Origin of the sequence: Zoogloea sp., assembly GCF_041908905.1 — a bacterium.
Classification (GTDB): Bacteria; Pseudomonadota; Gammaproteobacteria; order Burkholderiales; family Rhodocyclaceae; genus Zoogloea.
In genome coordinates, this window is the sequence record NZ_JAYREK010000018.1 from 34,300 (window position 1) to 51,368 (window position 17,069).

At 68.4% G+C, this 17,069-nt stretch carries 14 protein-coding genes; 12 read left to right on the forward strand and 2 right to left on the reverse strand.

The features are described from left to right. The first annotated feature begins 100 nt into the window (after window positions 1-100). Window positions 101-889 carry a ThiF family adenylyltransferase gene (locus tag ACE3OU_RS11245; protein ID WP_374241654.1) on the forward strand — a complete coding sequence of 263 codons (789 nt, stop codon included), beginning with the start codon at window positions 101-103 and terminating at the stop codon, window positions 887-889. Here ACE3OU_RS11245 and ACE3OU_RS11250 read toward each other — a convergent pair. Beyond that, window positions 864-1,724, reverse strand: a complete 861-nt coding sequence (locus ACE3OU_RS11250; protein ID WP_374241655.1) for a peptidoglycan DD-metalloendopeptidase family protein — start codon at window positions 1,722-1,724, stop codon at window positions 864-866. The genes ACE3OU_RS11245 and ACE3OU_RS11250 overlap by 26 nt on opposite strands. 172 nt (window positions 1,725-1,896) lie before the next feature. On the opposite strand from ACE3OU_RS11250, the gene ACE3OU_RS11255 reads away from it, so the two are divergent. The 11 genes from ACE3OU_RS11255 (at window position 1,897) to ACE3OU_RS11305 (ending at window position 15,700) form a co-directional block, all read left to right on the forward strand. Then, window positions 1,897-2,262, forward strand: a complete 366-nt coding sequence (locus ACE3OU_RS11255; protein WP_374241656.1) for a sirohydrochlorin chelatase — start codon at window positions 1,897-1,899, stop codon at window positions 2,260-2,262. A 1-nt stretch (window position 2,263) separates the two neighbouring features. Beyond that, window positions 2,264-3,148 (forward strand): ATP-binding protein, encoded by an 885-nt coding sequence (locus ACE3OU_RS11260; protein WP_374241657.1) that lies wholly within the window; start codon window positions 2,264-2,266, stop codon window positions 3,146-3,148. Between the two features lie 117 nt (window positions 3,149-3,265). Then, complete coding sequence (locus tag ACE3OU_RS11265; RefSeq protein ID WP_374241658.1) at window positions 3,266-4,282, forward strand: efflux RND transporter periplasmic adaptor subunit; 1,017 nt, start codon at window positions 3,266-3,268, stop codon at window positions 4,280-4,282. Window positions 4,283-4,289: 7 nt separating this feature from the next. Continuing rightward, the gene (locus ACE3OU_RS11270; protein WP_374241659.1) at window positions 4,290-7,547 is read left to right on the forward strand and encodes an efflux RND transporter permease subunit; all 3,258 of its coding nucleotides are present in this window, start codon (window positions 4,290-4,292) and stop codon (window positions 7,545-7,547) included. After that, the gene (locus ACE3OU_RS11275; protein ID WP_374241660.1) at window positions 7,544-7,768 is read left to right on the forward strand and encodes a DUF2892 domain-containing protein; all 225 of its coding nucleotides are present in this window, start codon (window positions 7,544-7,546) and stop codon (window positions 7,766-7,768) included. The genes ACE3OU_RS11270 and ACE3OU_RS11275 overlap by 4 nt, the downstream gene beginning before the upstream one ends. A gap of 365 nt (window positions 7,769-8,133) precedes the next feature. After that, the gene (locus ACE3OU_RS11280) at window positions 8,134-9,039 is read left to right on the forward strand and encodes a response regulator (RefSeq protein WP_374241661.1); all 906 of its coding nucleotides are present in this window, start codon (window positions 8,134-8,136) and stop codon (window positions 9,037-9,039) included. A 75-nt stretch (window positions 9,040-9,114) separates the two neighbouring features. Continuing rightward, entirely contained in the window at window positions 9,115-10,671 is a 1,557-nt protein-coding gene (locus ACE3OU_RS11285; protein WP_374241662.1) for a SpoIIE family protein phosphatase, read from the forward strand. A 203-nt stretch (window positions 10,672-10,874) separates the two neighbouring features. Next, window positions 10,875-11,621: a PP2C family serine/threonine-protein phosphatase gene (locus ACE3OU_RS11290; protein ID WP_374241663.1), complete on the forward strand. Its 747-nt coding sequence runs from the start codon at window positions 10,875-10,877 to the stop codon at window positions 11,619-11,621. Between the two features lie 24 nt (window positions 11,622-11,645). Continuing rightward, window positions 11,646-12,317 (forward strand): FHA domain-containing protein, encoded by a 672-nt coding sequence (locus ACE3OU_RS11295; protein ID WP_374241664.1) that lies wholly within the window; start codon window positions 11,646-11,648, stop codon window positions 12,315-12,317. A 154-nt stretch (window positions 12,318-12,471) separates the two neighbouring features. Continuing rightward, a complete protein-coding gene (locus ACE3OU_RS11300) occupies window positions 12,472-13,242 on the forward strand; it encodes a 3',5'-cyclic-nucleotide phosphodiesterase (protein ID WP_374241665.1) in 771 nt (256 codons plus the stop codon). A 100-nt stretch (window positions 13,243-13,342) separates the two neighbouring features. Then, the gene (locus ACE3OU_RS11305) at window positions 13,343-15,700 is read left to right on the forward strand and encodes a GspE/PulE family protein (protein WP_374241666.1); all 2,358 of its coding nucleotides are present in this window, start codon (window positions 13,343-13,345) and stop codon (window positions 15,698-15,700) included. A 46-nt stretch (window positions 15,701-15,746) separates the two neighbouring features. On the opposite strand, the gene ACE3OU_RS11310 is transcribed toward ACE3OU_RS11305, so the two are convergent. Beyond that, entirely contained in the window at window positions 15,747-17,039 is a 1,293-nt protein-coding gene (locus tag ACE3OU_RS11310; protein ID WP_374241693.1) for an N-acetylmuramoyl-L-alanine amidase, read from the reverse strand. Window positions 17,040-17,069: the final 30 nt, after the last annotated feature.

Consider the following 17,069-nt stretch of genomic DNA (forward strand, 5'->3'; position numbering starts at 1 on the left):
AATAATTATCGCGCGGTGGCGGGAATGTGGGGAGGCGCGATGGAGCGCGGGGTGTGTCCTGGCAGATAATCCGGGGCTACATATAAGGAGTGCCTGCCCGATGGATGACACCGATCTCTCCGCCCCCGACGACCCCCGCCGCTTTGGCGGCATCTCGCGCCTGTACGGCGAGGCGGGCCGCGCCCGGCTGGCTGCGGCGCGGGTCTGCGTGGTGGGGATAGGCGGCGTGGGCTCGTGGGTGGCGGAGGGGCTGGCGAGGAGCGGCATCGGCCGGCTCACCCTGATCGACCTCGACCACGTGGCGGAGTCCAACATCAACCGGCAGATCCACGCCGCCGACGCGACCCTCGGCCAGGCCAAGGTGGAGGCCATGCGCGAGCGCATCGCCGGCTACCACCCGGGCTGCGAGGTCAGCGTGGTGGACGATTTCGTGACCGTCGACAACTGCGCCGGGCTGCTGGGCGCGGGCTTCGACTATGTGATCGACGCGATCGACGCGGTGCGCGTGAAGGTGGCGATGATCGCCTTCTGTCGCGCGGCCGGGGTGCCGGTGCTGACCTGCGGCGCGGCGGGCGGGCAGATCGACCCGACCCAGATCCGCGTGGACGACCTGTCGCGCACCATTCAGGATCCGCTGCTTGCCAAGGTGCGCGGGCAGCTGCGCAAGGCCCACGGCTTCCCCCGCGACCCGAAGAAGAAGTTTGGCGTGGAGGCGGTGTATTCCACCGAGCCGCTGCGCTACCCGTCGTCCGACGTGGCCTGCGAGGTGTCGGTGGGCGGGCCCGCCGGCCTCAATTGCGCCGGCTTCGGCTCGGTGGTGACGGTGACGGCCACGGTCGGCCTGTTTGCCGCGGCCCGGGCGATCAACGCGCTGGCCGCGGCGCGATGAACAGGGCCGGGTCCACCGCGGCGCCGTTGAGATAGACGCTCCAGTGCAGGTGCGGGCCGGTCGCCCGCCCGCTGCTGCCGGAGTCGCCCAGGCGCTCGCCGCGGCGCACCGTCTGCCCTTCGGCGACGTGGGCCCGCTCCAGGTGGCAGACCATGCTGACGAAGCCCTGGCCGTGGTCCACAAAAACAGTCTTCCCGTTGAAGTAGAGATCATCCACCATGCTCACCACGCCGTCCGCCGGGGCGCGGATGGGCGTGCCGGTGGGCACCGCCACGTCGAGCCCGGTGTGGGGCGCCCGCGGTTCGCCGTTGAAGATGCGACGCAGGCCGAAGCGGCTCGACAGGCGTCCGTCGGCGGGCAGGTCGAGGTCGACCCGGTTCACCGGCACGTCGCGGAAGCGGCTGCGGATGGCGAGCTGGCGCTCGCGCTCCTCGGCGATGCGGACGAGCTCCTCGGGCGGCGGGGTGACCAGCTTGGGGTTCTTGATGGTGAGGCGCTGCTCCGGGTAGGTTTTGGGGCCGACGCTGAAGGCCAGCGCCCGGCGATTGCCCTCGGGGCCGACCTGGATCGCGTGCTCGCCGAGCGGCGTGTCGAGGGGCAGGCCGACGAGGGCGTGCCAGCCGTCGGCGCGCGGTTGCACCAGCACCGGGCGGCCGTCGAAACTCACTTCGGGGCGGGGGCTGCCCGCCGGCGCGACGATGATCGCAGCGACGCCGCCGGGGACGGGCTCGGGCCGGAGATCCGCATGGGCCGGGGCGGAGAGCAGAGTGGCACAGAGGGCGATTGCGGTGATCGCTGGAACGAAAGCCTTTTTCTGAGGGACTATGTCACACATGGCAGCAGGAAGTGGGGTTTGGGTGCGAATTTCACCATGAATGCCGCTTTTGGCGGTTTAACATCTTGTAAAGCTTAATTGAGCTCGGCCCCGGGGGGCTTTGCCCTGCAAGGGTGCAAGGCGCCGTCAAACGCGTCATTTTCCCTCAGCGGGTCCGGCTGGAGAGACAAAAATGTCAGTGGAATCAATCGTCCTGTTCGCGCACGGGGCTCGCGACCCGAATTGGGCGCTGCCGGCCCAGCGCATCGCTGCGGAGGTCCGACGGCTGCGTCCGGATACCCGGGTGACCGTTGCCTTTCTCGAATTCATGGAACCGAATCTGGCAGATGCGGTGGATGAGGCTGCCCGTGCTGGTGCGGAATCCATTCGCATCGTTCCCCTGTTTCTGGCCCAGGGTGGGCACCTGAAGCGGGATGTGCCGGTCCTCGTCGAGGCGGCACGCGAGAAGCATCCCGGCTGTCGCATCGAGCTGGTGTCGGCCGTCGGTGAGGATGAGGGCGTCGTGCGGGCCATGGCGGCGTATTCGGCAGGGGCTTGAAATGTCGGTGAAGGGTGTGTGGCGTCAGGAGGGCGAGATTTCGATGGCGTGCCATGTCTGGCTGGTAGGCAGCGACCCGCGCCTGGCCGGCGAGCTGCAGGGCTGGCTGGAGGCCGCCGGATTCAGCGCCGAGCGCCTCTCCCATGCGGAGGCGCTGGCCCGGCTCGGCACCCCGCGGCCCCGGGTCGACCGGGTCGTGCTGGATGGCGGCTCCCATAGCGGCAGTCTCGAACTGTTGCCCCTGTTCCGCGCCGCCGGCGTGCCGGTGACCCTCCTGCTCGAGGCCGAGGACCTGCTGGCGGTGGAACTGGGCCTGCAGCGCGGGGTGGCCGGCTTCCTGATCAAGCCCTTCGGCCCCCGCGCCCTGGAGGCCGCGCTGGCGATGCCCACCGCCGAGCTGTCGGCCCCGTCGGGGGGGTATTTCCCATTCCGCACCCTCGAGGACGTCACCGGCCTGTCCCAGCTGGTGGCGGGCCTGTGCCCCGAGTCCGAGATGGTGCAGATCGCGCTCTCCGAGCTGATGCTCAACGCCGTCGAGCACGGCAACCTCGGCCTGGGTTTTGTCCGCAAGGGCGAGCTGATGAGCTGCGGCGCGTGGCGCAACGAAGTCGAGCGCCTGCTCGAGCAGCCCCAGCACCAGTCGCGGTTTGCCTTCCTGCGGGTCGAGTGCCGGCCGCGGGAGATCCGTTTCCTGATCCGTGACCAGGGCGAAGGCTTCAACCCGGAGCCCTACCTGCACCTCAACCCGCTGCGCTCGGTCGAGCCCCATGGGCGCGGCATCGCCATCGCCCGGATGCTGGCCTTCCCTGATCTGGTCTTTCTCGATGGCGGCCGTTGTGTCGAGGGCGTGGTGCGCCGCGAGGCCCAGCTGAACCTCGCCGCCTGACCTCCTGACGCCCGGCGGGCGGTGGCCCGGCTTCCTTGACGGCTCATAATATAAGTGTATTCTTATATTATGAGCCGATATACATTGCGCGCCCGTTCGGGCCTTCTGATTGCCGGGTTGCTCCTGCTGCCTGCCGTGGCCGTCGCCGCGGAGGGCGGAGCCGCCGCCGTCCCCACCGTCAAGATCCAGCCCCAGCAGCGGGCCGGCACCCATGTCAGCGAGGCGACCATCGAGGCCGTCCGCCAGGCCACCGTGGCGGCCCAGGTGCAGGGACGGGTGCTGGAGGCGCGCGTTGATGCCGGCGCCCGGGTGCGCCAGGGCGATGTGCTGCTGCGCATCGACACCCGCGAAGCCGACCAGGCCGTGGCGGCCGCGGCGGCCAACGTGTCGGCGGCCCAGGCGCGGCTGGTCGACGCCCGCGCGGCCCTCGAGCGCACACGCAGCCTGCGGGCGCGCAATTTCATCAGCGCTGCCGCCCTCGATCAGGCCCAGGCGGCCTTCGATGCGGCCAAGGCCCAGCACGCGGCGGCCGAGGCCGGGCGGGCCCAGGCCGATGCGTCCCGCGGTTTCGCCACCGTCACGTCGCCCCTCACCGGGGTCGTCGCCCAGCGCCTCACCGAGCCCGGCGAGATGGCCCAGCCCGGGCGGCCGCTGATGATCGTCTATGAGCCCGGCGCCTTGCGCGCGGTGGCCGACGTGCCCCAGCAGCAGATAGCCGCCCTTGGCGCCGGCCGCGACGCCCTGCGGGCCAGGGTGGAGTTTCCGGAGAGCGGGCGTTGGCTGGATGCCGCTTCGGTCACCGTGCTGCCGGCGGCCGACCCGCGCACCCATACGGCCCGCGTCCGCGTGGCGCTGCCCGCCGATGCGGCGGGGGTGGTGCCGGGGATGGCGGCGCGGGTGCATTTCCTGGTGGGCTCGGCGCCCCGGCTGACGGTGCCGGCCGCCGCCATCCTGCGCCGTGGCGAAGTCACCGGCGTTTACGTGGCCGACGGCCAGGGTGGTTTCGTGCTGCGCCAGCTGCGGGTGGGCAGCACCCTCGACGACGCCTCCGTCGAGGTGCTGGCCGGCCTCTCGGGCGGCGAGACCGTGGCCCTCGATCCGGTGCGCGCCGGGCTCGTCCGCCGCAAGCCCTGAGGCCGCCATGGGAATCTCCGGACGCATTGCGGCGCTGTTCCAGCAGAACGCGCTGACGCCCCTCCTGGCCCTGGTGCTGATGCTCCTCGGCGTGTTCGCCACCCTCGTCACCCCCAAGGAAGAAGAACCCCAGATCGACGTGACGATGGCCGATGTGATGGTGGCCTTCCCCGGCGCCTCGGCCAAGGACGTCGAGTCGCTGGTGGCCCGGCCGGCCGAGCAGGTGCTGTCGCGTATCGCCGGCATGGACCACGTGTATTCGGTGTCGCGCCCCGGCATGGCGGTGATCACCGTGCAGTTCAAGGTGGGCGTCAAGAACCAGGACGCCATCGTGCGCCTCTACGACACCATCCACAGCAACCAGGACTGGCTGTCGCCCCAGCTCGGGGTGATGCCGCCCGTCGTCAAGCCGAAGGGCATCGACGACGTGCCGGTGGTGGCGCTCACCCTGTGGACCCGCGATCCGGCCCGCTCGGCCTTCGACCTGCAGCAGGTCGGCCGGGCGGTGGAGATCGAGCTCAAGCGCGTCAAGGGCACCCGCGATGTGAGCACCATCGGCGGCCCCGGCCACGTGATGCGCGTGCTGATGGAGCCGGGGCGGATGAACGCCTTCGGCATCACGCCGCAAGACCTGAAAGGCGCGCTGCTCCTCGCCAACGCCTCCCAGCCCAGCGGCACGCTGACCCGCGACAACCGCGAGGTGCTGGTGCAGACCGGCACCTACATCGCCAGCGCCGACGACGTGCGGAAGCTGGTGGTGGGCGTCTCCGGCGGCAAACCGGTGTATCTGGCCGACGTGGCCGACGTGCTGGACGGGCCGGACCAACCCTCGCGCTACGTGTGGCACGGGCTGGGCAAGGCGGCGGCCGGGGCCGCGGAGGCCGGCGGCGAGCGCTTCCCGGCGGTCACCCTGTCGATCTCCAAGAAACCCGGCGAGAACGCCGCCGACGTGGCCGACGGGGTGATCCGCCGCATCGAGGCGCTGAAGGGCAGCATCGTGCCCGAGGGCGTCGAGATCACCGTGACCCGCAACTACGGCGCCACCGCCACCGAGAAGGCCGACAAGCTCATCGGCAAGCTGGTCTTTGCCACCTCGGCGGTGGTGCTGCTGGTGTTCTTTGCGCTGGGCCGGCGCGAGGCGGTGATCGTCGGCGCGGCGGTCACCTTGACGCTGGCGGCCACGCTGTTCGCGTCGTGGGCGTGGGGCTTCACCCTCAACCGGGTGAGCCTGTTCGCGCTGATCTTCTCCATCGGCATCCTGGTGGACGACGCCATCGTGGTGGTCGAGAACATCCACCGCTGGCACCTGCTCGAGCCCGACAAGCCGCTGTGGCAGCTGATCCCCCGGGCCGTCGACGAGGTGGGCGGGCCGACCATCCTGGCCACCTTCACGGTGATCGCGGCGCTCTTGCCGATGGCGTTTGTTTCCGGGCTGATGGGGCCCTACATGAGCCCGATCCCGATCAACTCGTCGATGGGCATGTTCATCTCGCTGGCGGTGGCCTTCGTCGTCACGCCGTGGCTGGCCGGCAAGCTCATGAAGGGGCAGGTCCACGGTGCGGTGGGGCATGGGCCGGACAAGCTCACCGCGCGGCTCGAGGGCCTGTTCCGCCGTGTCATGACGCCGCTGCTCGACCCGCACACCGGCGGCCGGGCACGGGCCAAGCTGTGGTTCGGGGTGGTGCTGGCGATTGGCCTGTCGGTGTCGCTGGCGGCGGTGCAGCTGGTGGTGCTGAAGATGCTGCCCTTCGACAACAAGAGCGAGTTCCAGGTGGTGCTCGACATGCCCGTCGGCACGCCCGTCGAGACCACCGCCGAGGTGCTCCGCGAGATCGGCGACGAGCTGGCCCGGGTGCCCGAGGTGACCGACTTCCAGGCCTACGCCGGCACGGCCGCGCCGATCAACTTCAACGGCCTGGTGCGCCAGTACTACCTGCGCGCCCAGCCCGAGATGGGCGACATCCAGGTCAATCTGGTCGGCAAGCACGAGCGCAGCCGCAAGAGCCACCAGATCGCGGTGGGGGTGCGGGATGCGGTGGCGGCCATCGCCAGCAAGCACGGCGGCAACGCCAAGGTGGTGGAGGTGCCGCCCGGCCCGCCGGTGCTCTCGCCCATCGTCGCCGAGGTGTACGGCCCCGACTACGCCGGCCAGGTGGCGGTAGCCGGCAAACTGCGCGCGGCCTTCGAGGCGACGTCCGACATCGTCGGCGTGGACGACACCGTGGACGAGGAGGCGCCCAAGCTGGTGCTGCGGGTCAACCAGGCCAAGGCCGCCCAGCTCGGGGTGGCCCAGGCCGACATCGTCGAGGTGGTGCGCCTCGGCCTCGGCGGCGAGAACGTCACCCCGGTGCATGGCGGCGACAACAAGTATGAAGTCCCGGTGCGCCTGACCCTGCCCGCCGAGCGTCTGGGCAGCATCGACACCCTGCTGCAGATGAAGGTGCGGGCGCGCGGCAGCGAGGCCGGCGGTGCGCTGGTGCCGGTGTCCGATCTGGTGCAGGTGGTGCCGACCCGGCGCGAGCAGGTGATCTACCACAAGGACCTGCTGCCGGTGGTGTATGTGACCGGCGACATGGGCGGCCGGCTCGACTCGCCCCTCTACGGCATGTTCGACATCCGCAGCAAGGTCAAGGACCTGCCGCTGGTCGGCGAACGCCTGGCCGGCACGCTGGACGAGTGGTTCATCCACCAGCCCGACGACCCCTACGCCGGCTACGCGATCAAGTGGGACGGGGAGTGGCAGATCACCTACGAGACCTTCCGCGACATGGGCGCCGCCTACGCGGTGGGGCTGGTGCTGATCTACGTGCTGGTGGTGGCACAGTTCCGCAGCTACCTGGTGCCGCTGATCATCATGGCGCCGATTCCGCTGACCATCATTGGCGTGATGCCCGGCCATGCGTTGTTCGGCAGCCAGTTCACCGCCACCAGCATGATCGGGATGATCGCGCTGGCCGGCATCATCGTGCGCAACTCGATCCTGCTGGTGGATTTCATCGACCAGCAGGTGGCGGCCGGCACGCCTCTCGCCGAGGCGACCATCCACGCCGCCGCGGTGCGGGCCAAGCCGATCGGCCTGACCGGCCTGGCGGCGATGATCGGCGCGGTGTTCATCCTCGACGATCCGATCTTCAACGGCCTGGCGATCAGCCTGATCTTCGGGGTGCTGGTGTCCACCCTGCTCACCCTGGTCGTGATCCCGGTCCTCTACTACGCGGCGACCCACCGGCGCGCCGCCGCCCACAACCACGGAGCGCAATCATGAATCTCACCGTCAACCAGTTCGTCCGCATCTTCGCAGGCGCCTTCGTGCTGATCTCCCTGGCCCTGGGGGTCGAGGGCAGCCCGCTGTTCGTGAGCCGCAACTTCCTGTGGTTCACGGCCTTCGTGGGGGCCAACCTCTTCCAGAGCGGCTTCACGCGCTTCTGCCCGCTGGAAAACATTCTGCGTAAATGCGGGGTCAAGGATGGCGCCGGCTGTGCCTGATATTTTTCGCATATAAAGCGCGAGGCGTCCCTCAAGCTTTGTAGCGGTGGGCCGTTCACTCGGCTAATGAACCAGCGCCCACACATCTTTGCGGAAGCCCGACGTCTCCTGGCGAGACGGTCGGGCTTTTGCGCGTCTGCAGCGGGCGGCGGGCGCCGTCGTCCGCCCGGTGGCAGGGGGCGCGGCCCTTTGTCTGCCTACGGGCAGAAGGCGCATCGCGCAGGCATCCATTCCTCGCCCGGCCCGGCTGCCGGCCATGCAGCCCGCCCCCGGCCGTCTGGCGATTTCGGGATTCCTGCGACATCATCTCTGGGTGTGCTGCCGGGGCGCGGACCCCGGCTGATCCGGGGCAAGGGAGAGCTTCAATGAGTCAGGCAAGAATTCTCGTCGTGGATGACGAGCCTTTCAATCTCGACATCGTTGCCGAATATCTGGATGAAATGGACTTCGACCTGGTGATGGTCGATTCCGGAGAGGCGGCCTGGGAGACCCTGGTCAATCCCGGGCCGGCCTTCGATCTGGTGCTGCTGGACCGCATGATGCCGGGCCTCGACGGCATCATGCTGCTCAAGCGGATGAAGGCCGACGAGCGCTTCGCGTCGATCCCGGTGATCATGCAGACGGCGGCGACCTCGCCGGAGCAGATCCGCGAGGGCCTGGCGGCGGGGGCCTTCTACTACCTCACCAAGCCCTTCGAGGGCGAGGCGCTGCAGACCATCATGCGCTCGGCCCTCGACGACCTGCGCCTGCGCCGCGAGCTCACCGCCAATCTGGTGGATCACGCCAAGGCGCTGGCCTGCCTGGGAGAGGGTGAGTTCGTGGTGCGCAGCCTCGAGGATGCGCGCCGGCTGGCGTCCTTTGTCGGTCTGCTCGGCCCGCAGCCGGAAACCCTGGCGATGGGCCTGTCCGAGCTGCTGGTCAACGGTATCGAACATGGCAACCTGGGCATCGACTTTGCCGAGAAGAGCCGTCTGCGTGAAAACGATTGCTGGGAAGACGAGATCCGCCGGAGGATGACCCTGCCGGAGTTCAAGGGCCGGGCGGTCCGCCTGCGGGTGCGCGGGGAGCCCACCCGCTGGATTTTCGAGATCACCGACGAGGGCGAGGGGTTCGACTGGCGGCGCTTCCTCGATTTCGACCCGGAGCGGGCCTTTGCCCCCAACGGGCGGGGTATCGCCTTGTCCCGCCAGCTGTCCTTTTCGAGTCTCACCTACATCCCGCCGGGTAACCGGGTTGTGGTGACGGTGCCCCGTGAGCGGGCTGCCGATTGAGTGGCCGGGTGGCAGGAGTGCAATCCGGTCACCGGCTTTCCGCGGTCGTCCCGCCCGTCGAGTCTGAGAACATCGATGCTTGAAAACACGCTGCGGGTGCTCGTCGCCGACGACATCGCATCCAACCGAACGGTGGTGGGCGCCTTCCTGGCCCATCTCAATTGCACGCCGCTCTATGCGGCGGATGGCCTGGAGGCGGTCGAGGTCTTCCGCCGGGAGGCGCCTGACGTCGTGCTGATGGACCTGATGATGCCGCGGATGGACGGCTTCGAGGCGATCCGCCAGATCCGCGAGGCGTCGGACGGACGCTGGGTGCCGATCATCATCATCTCGGCCCTCAGTGGTGAGGGGGACATCGTTCAGGGGCTGGACATCGGTGCCGACGATTATCTGTCCAAGCCGCTGTCCTTTCCGGTGTTCGCGGCGCGCTTCAAGGCGCTCCGCCGGCTGCTCGACATGCAGCGGCGCCTTTCCGGCTCCCTGGAGCAGGTTCAGGCGGTGGCCAATGGGGTGATCGACGGGATCATCTCCACCGACCAGGCGGGCACCATCCTGTCGGTGAACCGTTCGGCCTGCCAGATCTTCGGCTACGCCGAGTCCGAACTCGTGGGCCGCTCGGTCGGCATGCTGATGCCGGAGCCGCAGCGCATCATTTACGAAGGTTACATGGCCCGCTACCTGGAGAGCGGCGAGAAGCACGTGATCGGCCAGATCGTCGAGGTGAGCGGCGTGCGCAAGGATGGCAGCGTCTTTCCCCTCGAGATGGGGGTCTCCGACATCCAGCTGCCGACGCAGCACATGTTCATCGGCGTGGTGCGCGACGTCTCGGAAACCCGGCGCATCCAGCGCCAGCTGGCCGAGGATGCGGCCCGGCTGCAGCGCTACCACGACGAGTCGGTGCAGGAGCAGGAGCTCGCCATGGCGATCATGGCGCGCCAGGTCCGCAGCGACTGGCTGCGGGATCCCGCCGTCGAATACGTGGTCATGCCGGCCCGCAACTTCTCCGGGGATGTGGTGGCGGTGGCCCGCTCGCCGGACGGCGCCCTGTACGCGATGCTCGCCGATGCCACCGGCCACGGCCTGGCGGCGGCGGTCAGCGTGCTGCCCGTGCTGAGTGCCTTCTATCGGGGCGCCGCGGCTCACCTGCCGGTGTCGGCCCTGGTGGCGGAGCTCAACTCCATCCTCTTCGGCTTCCTGCCGGCCGGGCGTTTCGTCGCCACGGCCCTGGTGCGTCTCGAGGTCGGCCTGCGTCAGGGGCAGATCTGGGTCGGCGGCGTGCCCGACGTGCTGCGCGTCGATGACGCGGGGCGGGTCGTCCAGCGCTTCATCTCATCCGGATTGCCCCTGGGGATACTCCCATCGACGGAGATCCTCATCGAGCACGAGACCTTCACCTGGGATGCTCCCTGCCAGATCATGCTGTGCTCCGACGGTTTCACCGAGGCCGAGAACGCCGGCGGAGAGCCCTTCGGGGCCACCGGCCTGGAACAGGCCTTGTTGGACAGCCCGCGGGCCGGGCGGGTTAACAGCCTGTGCGCGGCCCTCACCCGGCACCTCGGCAGCCAGACCGCCACGGACGATGTGTCCTTGCTGATCCTCGACTGCGCCTCGCCCGGAGAAGGCACGGGCTGAGGTCCGCCCGGCGCGTCGGCCGGCTCCGGTCCGCCAGTTTCGCGCGGTCTGGGTAGCCGGCGTGCGCGTTTCAGGCCCGTCGCCTGCAGATCGGAAACCTGTTTCCCCCTCGCTCAGGCGATAATGTGCGTTTGGGCGGCTTGCCCCGGCGTCGTGTCGCGGGCAGGCCCATGGTCTGGAGGGGGCAAGTGGGTCGCTGGCGGATGGCGATGGAAACTGATGTCGGGCAGGTCCGGTCGCGCAACGAAGACTGCGTCTTCTGCGACGAGGCGCTCGGCGTCGCCGTCGTGGCGGACGGCATGGGCGGGCATGCGGGTGGCCAGGTTGCCGCACGTCTGGCGGTCGATGCCCTGGTCGCCCATCTCCGCGCGTGCGTGACGGAAGGAGGTGTCCGCGAGCGCGACATCGAGGTGGCGGTGGCGGAGGCCAACCGCGCAGTGTTCGCGATGGCCTCCAGCGATCCCAGCCTGCGCAGCATGGGGACCACCCTGGTGGCGGTCTGCCTGCGCGAGGACGGCACGCTCATCACCTGTCATGTGGGCGACTCCCGGATCTACCGCTGGCGCGACGACGAGCTGATTTGCATGACCCGTGATCACAGCGTATTGCGGGAGCAAAGCGACGCGGGCATGATTGTTTCCCCGTCACGCGCCGGGGCGGCCTTGCGGGGCCTGCTCACCCGGGCGGTGGGGGTGGCGGCGACGGTGGTTCCGGATCTGACGGTTTCGGCGATTCACGAGGGAGACGTTTACCTCCTGTGCTCGGACGGGCTGACGGAGATGCTGCCCGACGCCGACATCGCCGAGGTGCTCGGTGCGCTGGGGGCCAACCCCCGGCTGGCGGCCGAACATCTGGTTGATCTGGCCAATGATCGGGGCGGCGTGGATAATATCTCGGTTGTCATTGTGTCGTCCTCCACCGGGGGGCGCCTTGGCGCCGAGCTTGGTTAAGGCTGGTTTCAGATAGGAATTGCGATGCCCAGGTTGATTTTGAGCATGGATGGTTTGGTGCTTAAGGAGATGGTCCTCGAGAAAGAGCGCACGACCATCGGGCGCAAGCCGCACAACGATATCCAGATCGACAATCTGGCGATCAGCGGCGACCATGCGGCCATCGTGACGATCCTGAACGATGCCTTCCTCGAGGACATGAACAGCACCAACGGCACCTACGTCAACGGCCAGCCGGTCAAGAAGCATGTCCTGCAGAACAACGACGTGATCGAGCTGGGCAAGTACCGGCTCAAGTACATTGCCGACAGCGGCGCGGCGGCCGCGGCGGACCAGGACGTGTCCTTTGCCCAGGCGATCGAAACCAACAGCGGGCGTCAGGCCACCCCGGCGCCGGACGTGGCTCCGCCGCCCCAGCAGAGCGGTGCGGTGGGCATGATCCAGATTCTCAGCGGCACCCACGCCGGGCGCACGCTGGAGCTGTCCAAGTCGCTCACGACCCTGGGCAAGCCCGGCACCCAGGTGGCCGTCATCACCCGCCGCCCCCACGGATACTTCATCACCCACGTGGAAGGCACGGTTTTCCCGGTTGTGAACGGCCGCGCCCTCGACGCCCAGGCCCATCGCCTGAACGACAACGATATCATCGAGATCGCAGGAGTGAAGATGGAGTTCTTCTCCCAGACCCGCAGCTGATTCGCGTCCGTCGTCAGCATTGCCTGCGAAGCGTGAAATTTGTGGTGTCTGGCCCCGTCGGCGAGTCGTATTCTGATGCGCTGGCTTTCGATTGTTTTCTGGTGCTTGGGCGTGCAGTCCGGTTGCCACGCTTACGGAATTCCATGAGAAGAAAATGAAGCTGCGGGTTCTTGGGTGCAGCGGTGGCATCGGGGGGCGCAGTCAGCGCACCACGGCCCTGCTTGTCGATGACGATATCCTGATCGATGCCGGAACGGGGGTGGGTGACCTCGAGTTCGAGGAGCTCCTGCGCATCGATCACGTCTTCGTCACCCATGCCCACCTGGATCACATCGCGATGATCCCGCTCCTCGTCGACACGGTCGGCGAGGCGCGCTCCATGCCGATCGTCGTGCATGGGTCGGCGGAAACCCTGCGCATCCTGCGCTCGCACATCTTCAACTGGCTGGTGTGGCCGGATTTCTCGTCGATTCCCGATCGGGGCAACCCCTTCCTGCGTTTCCAGGAAATGCGCACCGGCGAATCCACCCACATCGGCGAAGGCCGCCAGGTGGTCGCGCTGCCGGCGTTGCACACCGTGCCCGCGGTGGCCTACCACCTGCGCGGCGAGGGCGGCAGCCTGGTGTTCTCGGGGGATACGGCCTATTCGGAGCCCTTGATCGCCGCCATCAACGCGATCCCCGACCTGCGCCACCTGATCGTCGAAACGGCCTTTCCCGACGCCCTTCACGAACTCGCGCTGGCTTCGCGCCACCTGTGCCCGAGCCTGCTGGCCCTGTTCCTCGACCGCATCAAGGGCGACCCGGAAGTCTGGATCACCCACCTCAAGCCCAGCCGTGCCCAGACCACGCTGGACGAAATCGCCAACTATCGCGGGCGCTTCGTGCCCAAGGCCCTGTACAACGGCCTCGAGCTCGCCTTCTAGCCCTCCGTTAAAGGACGGCCGGCGCCCGCCGTTGAAGTGTTCCTAACGCATATGCCGCGCCTGTCGCCAGCCGGGCCGGCCATCGGGATTCGACGCAAACATGAGCAGTCCACCCAGCAGGTCCGGTGTCGGAGACGTTGCCAGCCGGCTCGCCTTCTTCAAGGGGCTCCAGGCCGTCACCAACCGCATCCACGCGACCGAGAACATCGACGAGATCATCTTCGAGCTGTCGACGGACATCTGTTCGCTCTTTGCCGCCGACCGCCTGACGATCTACGTGGTCGATGAGAGCCGCACCACCATCTCGTCGCGGGTCAAGACCGGCCTGCACAGCATCCGCACGATCCGCCTGCCGATCGCCGAGAACAGCGTCGCCGGCTACGTCGCCCTGACCGGCAAGCTGCTCAACATCCATGACGCCTACGACGAGCGGGAGCTCAAGTCCATCTCCTCGCGCATGGAGTTCCGCCGCGAGGTCGATGACCGCACCGGCTACCGTTGCCACCAGATGCTCGTTGCGCCGATCGCCAATCCCGACGACGGCGAGGTGCTGGGCGTCATCCAGCTCATCAACAGCCGCAACGGCGAGGTGTTCTCGCCGATCGCCGAGGAGGGCGTGCAGGGCCTCGGGCAGACCCTGGCGATCGCCTTCGCCCAGCGGCGCCACTCGCTGGTCCAGCCGAAGTCCCGCTACGAGGGCCTGATCAACGACGGCAAGCTCACCGGTGCCGAGCTGGAGACGGCCACCAGCGCCGCGCGCGAGCAGGGGCTTCCCCTCGAGCAGTACCTGATCGAAAACTTCAAGCTCAAGCCGGCCGACATCGGCAGCGCCCTGTCGCGCTTCTTCGGCGTGCCCTACGAGCCCTTCCGGCGGGAGCGCATCAAGCCCCTCGACCTGCTCAAGAACCTCAAGCGTGACTACGTCCAGCAGGCCCAGTGGCTGCCCCTCGAGGAGAACCCCGAAGGGCTGCTGATCCTCGTCACCGATCCCGAGCAGGCGATCGCCTCCCGGGTCGTGCAGAACGTCTTTCCGAAAGCCCATCCTGTCTACTGCGTGACGACCCAGACCGAGTTCATGCAAGCCGTCGACCAGTTCTTCGGCGCGGCGACGGACGACGGCACGGTGGGCGACATCCTGTTCGACCTGTCCGAAGACGAGGGCGATGGCGCGACCACGCCCGAGGACGTCTCGGCGGCGGCCGACAACGAGCTGGTCAAGCTGGTCAATCGCATCATCATCGACGCCCACCGCCAGGGCGCTTCGGACATCCACATCGAGCCGCGCCCGGGCAAGGAGAAGACCCAGATCCGCTTCCGCAAGGACGGCTCGCTGGTGCCCTACATCGAGGTGCCCGCCAGCTACCGCAGCCCCCTCGTCACGCGCATCAAGATCATGTGTGACCTGGACATCTCCGAGCGGCGCAAGCCCCAGGATGGCAAGATCAAGTTCCGCCGCTTCGGCCCCCTCGACATCGAGCTGCGGGTGGCCACCGTTCCCACCACGGGCGGGATGGAAGACGTGGTGATGCGTCTGCTCGCCAACAGCGAGCCGCTGCCCCTCGAGCAGCTCGGCCTGTCGGAACTCAACTTCAAGCGCCTCAAGGAGGCGGTCGGCAAGCCCTACGGCATCTTCTTCGTGTGCGGCCCGACCGGCTCGGGCAAGACGACCACGCTGCACTCCATCCTCGGCTCGATCAACACCCCCGACACCAAGATCTGGACGGCGGAAGATCCGGTCGAAATCACCCAGAAGGGCCTGCGCCAGGTTCAGGTGAACCGCAAGGCCGGTCTGGATTTCCCGACCGTGATGCGCTCCTTCCTGCGGGCCGACCCCGACGTGATCATGGTCGGCGAAATGCGCGACAAGGAAACCGTCTCGATCGGCCTCGAGGCGTCCCTCACCGGCCATCTGGTGTTCAGCACCCTGCACACCAACAGTGCGCCGGAGTCCATCGTCCGCCTGCTCGACATGGGGATGGACCCGTTCAACTTTGCCGATGCCCTGCTCGGCGTGCTGGCCCAGCGCCTCGCCAAGCGCCTGTGCAGCAAGTGCAAGAAGGCCTATCACCCGGACGAAGCCGAGGTCCGCCACCTTCTCGACGAGTATTGCGAGGACCTGATGCAGACTCCGGCCTTCCGCGAAGACCCCGAGCGGGCCCGGGAGCAGATCCTGGCCGGCTGGCGGCAGCGCTACGGAGATGCGGAGGGGCGCTTCACCCTTTACCAGCCGGTCGGCTGCGACCACTGCAACGGGGGTTACAAGGGCCGCCTCGGCCTCCATGAGCTGATGATCGGCACCGATCCGGTGAAGGCCCTGATCCAGGAGCGCGCCCGGGTCGCCACGCTGCTCGCCACCGCCCTCGACGAGGGCATGCGCACGCTGCGCCAGGACGGCATCGAGAAGGTGATGGCCGGCCTCACCGACCTCAAGCAGGTCCGCAAGGTCTGCATCCGTTAGGTGCCCGCGCCCCTGGGCGTCGGCCCCCGTTTGTGGGGGCCGGGCTTCAGTCGAGCCGCGCGAGCTTGGACTTGGCCATCGGCGGGTTCTGGGCGAAGTAGCGCCGCAGCCCGCGCAGGATCGCCTCGGCCATGCGGTCCTGATAGGCCTCGTCGTTGAGGCGGGCTTCTTCTTCCGGGTTCGAGATGAAGGCCGTCTCGATCAGGATGGACGGGATGTCCGGCGCCTTCAGCACCGCAAAGCTGGCCTGTTCCACCTGCCCCTTGTGCAGCTTGTTGATGCCACCGAGCTCGCCCAGCACGGCCTTGCCCACCTTCAGGCTGTCGTTGATCGACGCGGTCTGGGAGAGGTCCAGCAGGGTGCGTGCGAGGTGGCCGTCCTTGACCCCCAGGTTCACCCCGCCGATCAGGTCGGCGGCGTTTTCCTTCTGGGCCAGCCAGCGTGCCGCGGTGCTCGACGCGCCCTTGTCGGACAGCACGAAGACCGAGCTCCCGCGGGCGGTCGGGCTGATGAAGGCGTCGGCGTGGATGGAGACGAAGAGATCCGCCTGAACCCGGCGCGCCTTGGCCACCCGCTGCTGGAGGGGAACGAAGTAGTCGGCGTCGCGGGTGAGCATCGCGCGCATGTTGGGCTGGGCGTCGATCTTGGCCTTCAGGCGCTGCCCGACCGACAGGGTCACGTGTTTCTCGAAGCTGCCGGCGGCGCCCACTGCGCCCGGGTCCTCGCCGCCGTGGCCGGGGTCGATGGCGATTGTGATCAGCCGGTTCACCCGTTCGTCGTCGCCGGCACGGCTGGGCGGCGGTTCGGGCCGCTCGCTGTTGCGGGCCTGTTGCGTGGGCTCGGCCTTGCGCGGGGCTTCGGCCACGGCGCGGCGCGGCGGCTCCTCGGGGCGCTGGGGCGGGCTGGCGCCGCCCGCGGCGGCCTCTTCGGGGGAAATCTTCTCGAGCAGGGCGAGCAGGGGGTCGACCGGTTCGACCGGGTAGAGGTCCAGCACCAGCCGGTGCCCGTATTCGCCGACCGGGGCGAGGGTGAAGATCTGCGGTGTCACCTCGGCCTTGAGTTCGATCACCAGCCGGACCACGCCGGGCCGGTTGCGCCCGGCGCGGATCAGCTGGATGTACGGGTCCTGTCCGCTGATCTTGGACGGCAGCGACTGCAGCACCTCGTTGAGCTCCACGCCCTCCAGGTCCACCACCAGGCGCTCCGGGTTGCGCACCATCTGGTGGGTGAAGTTGACCGCGCTGCGGCTCTCCAGGGTGACGCGGGTGTAGTCGCGGGCCGGCCACACCCGCACCGCCAGCATGGACGTCGTGGCGGCGTGGCCCGCCCGGCTGACCATCAGCAGCAGGGCGGCGCCGGTGGAGCCGAG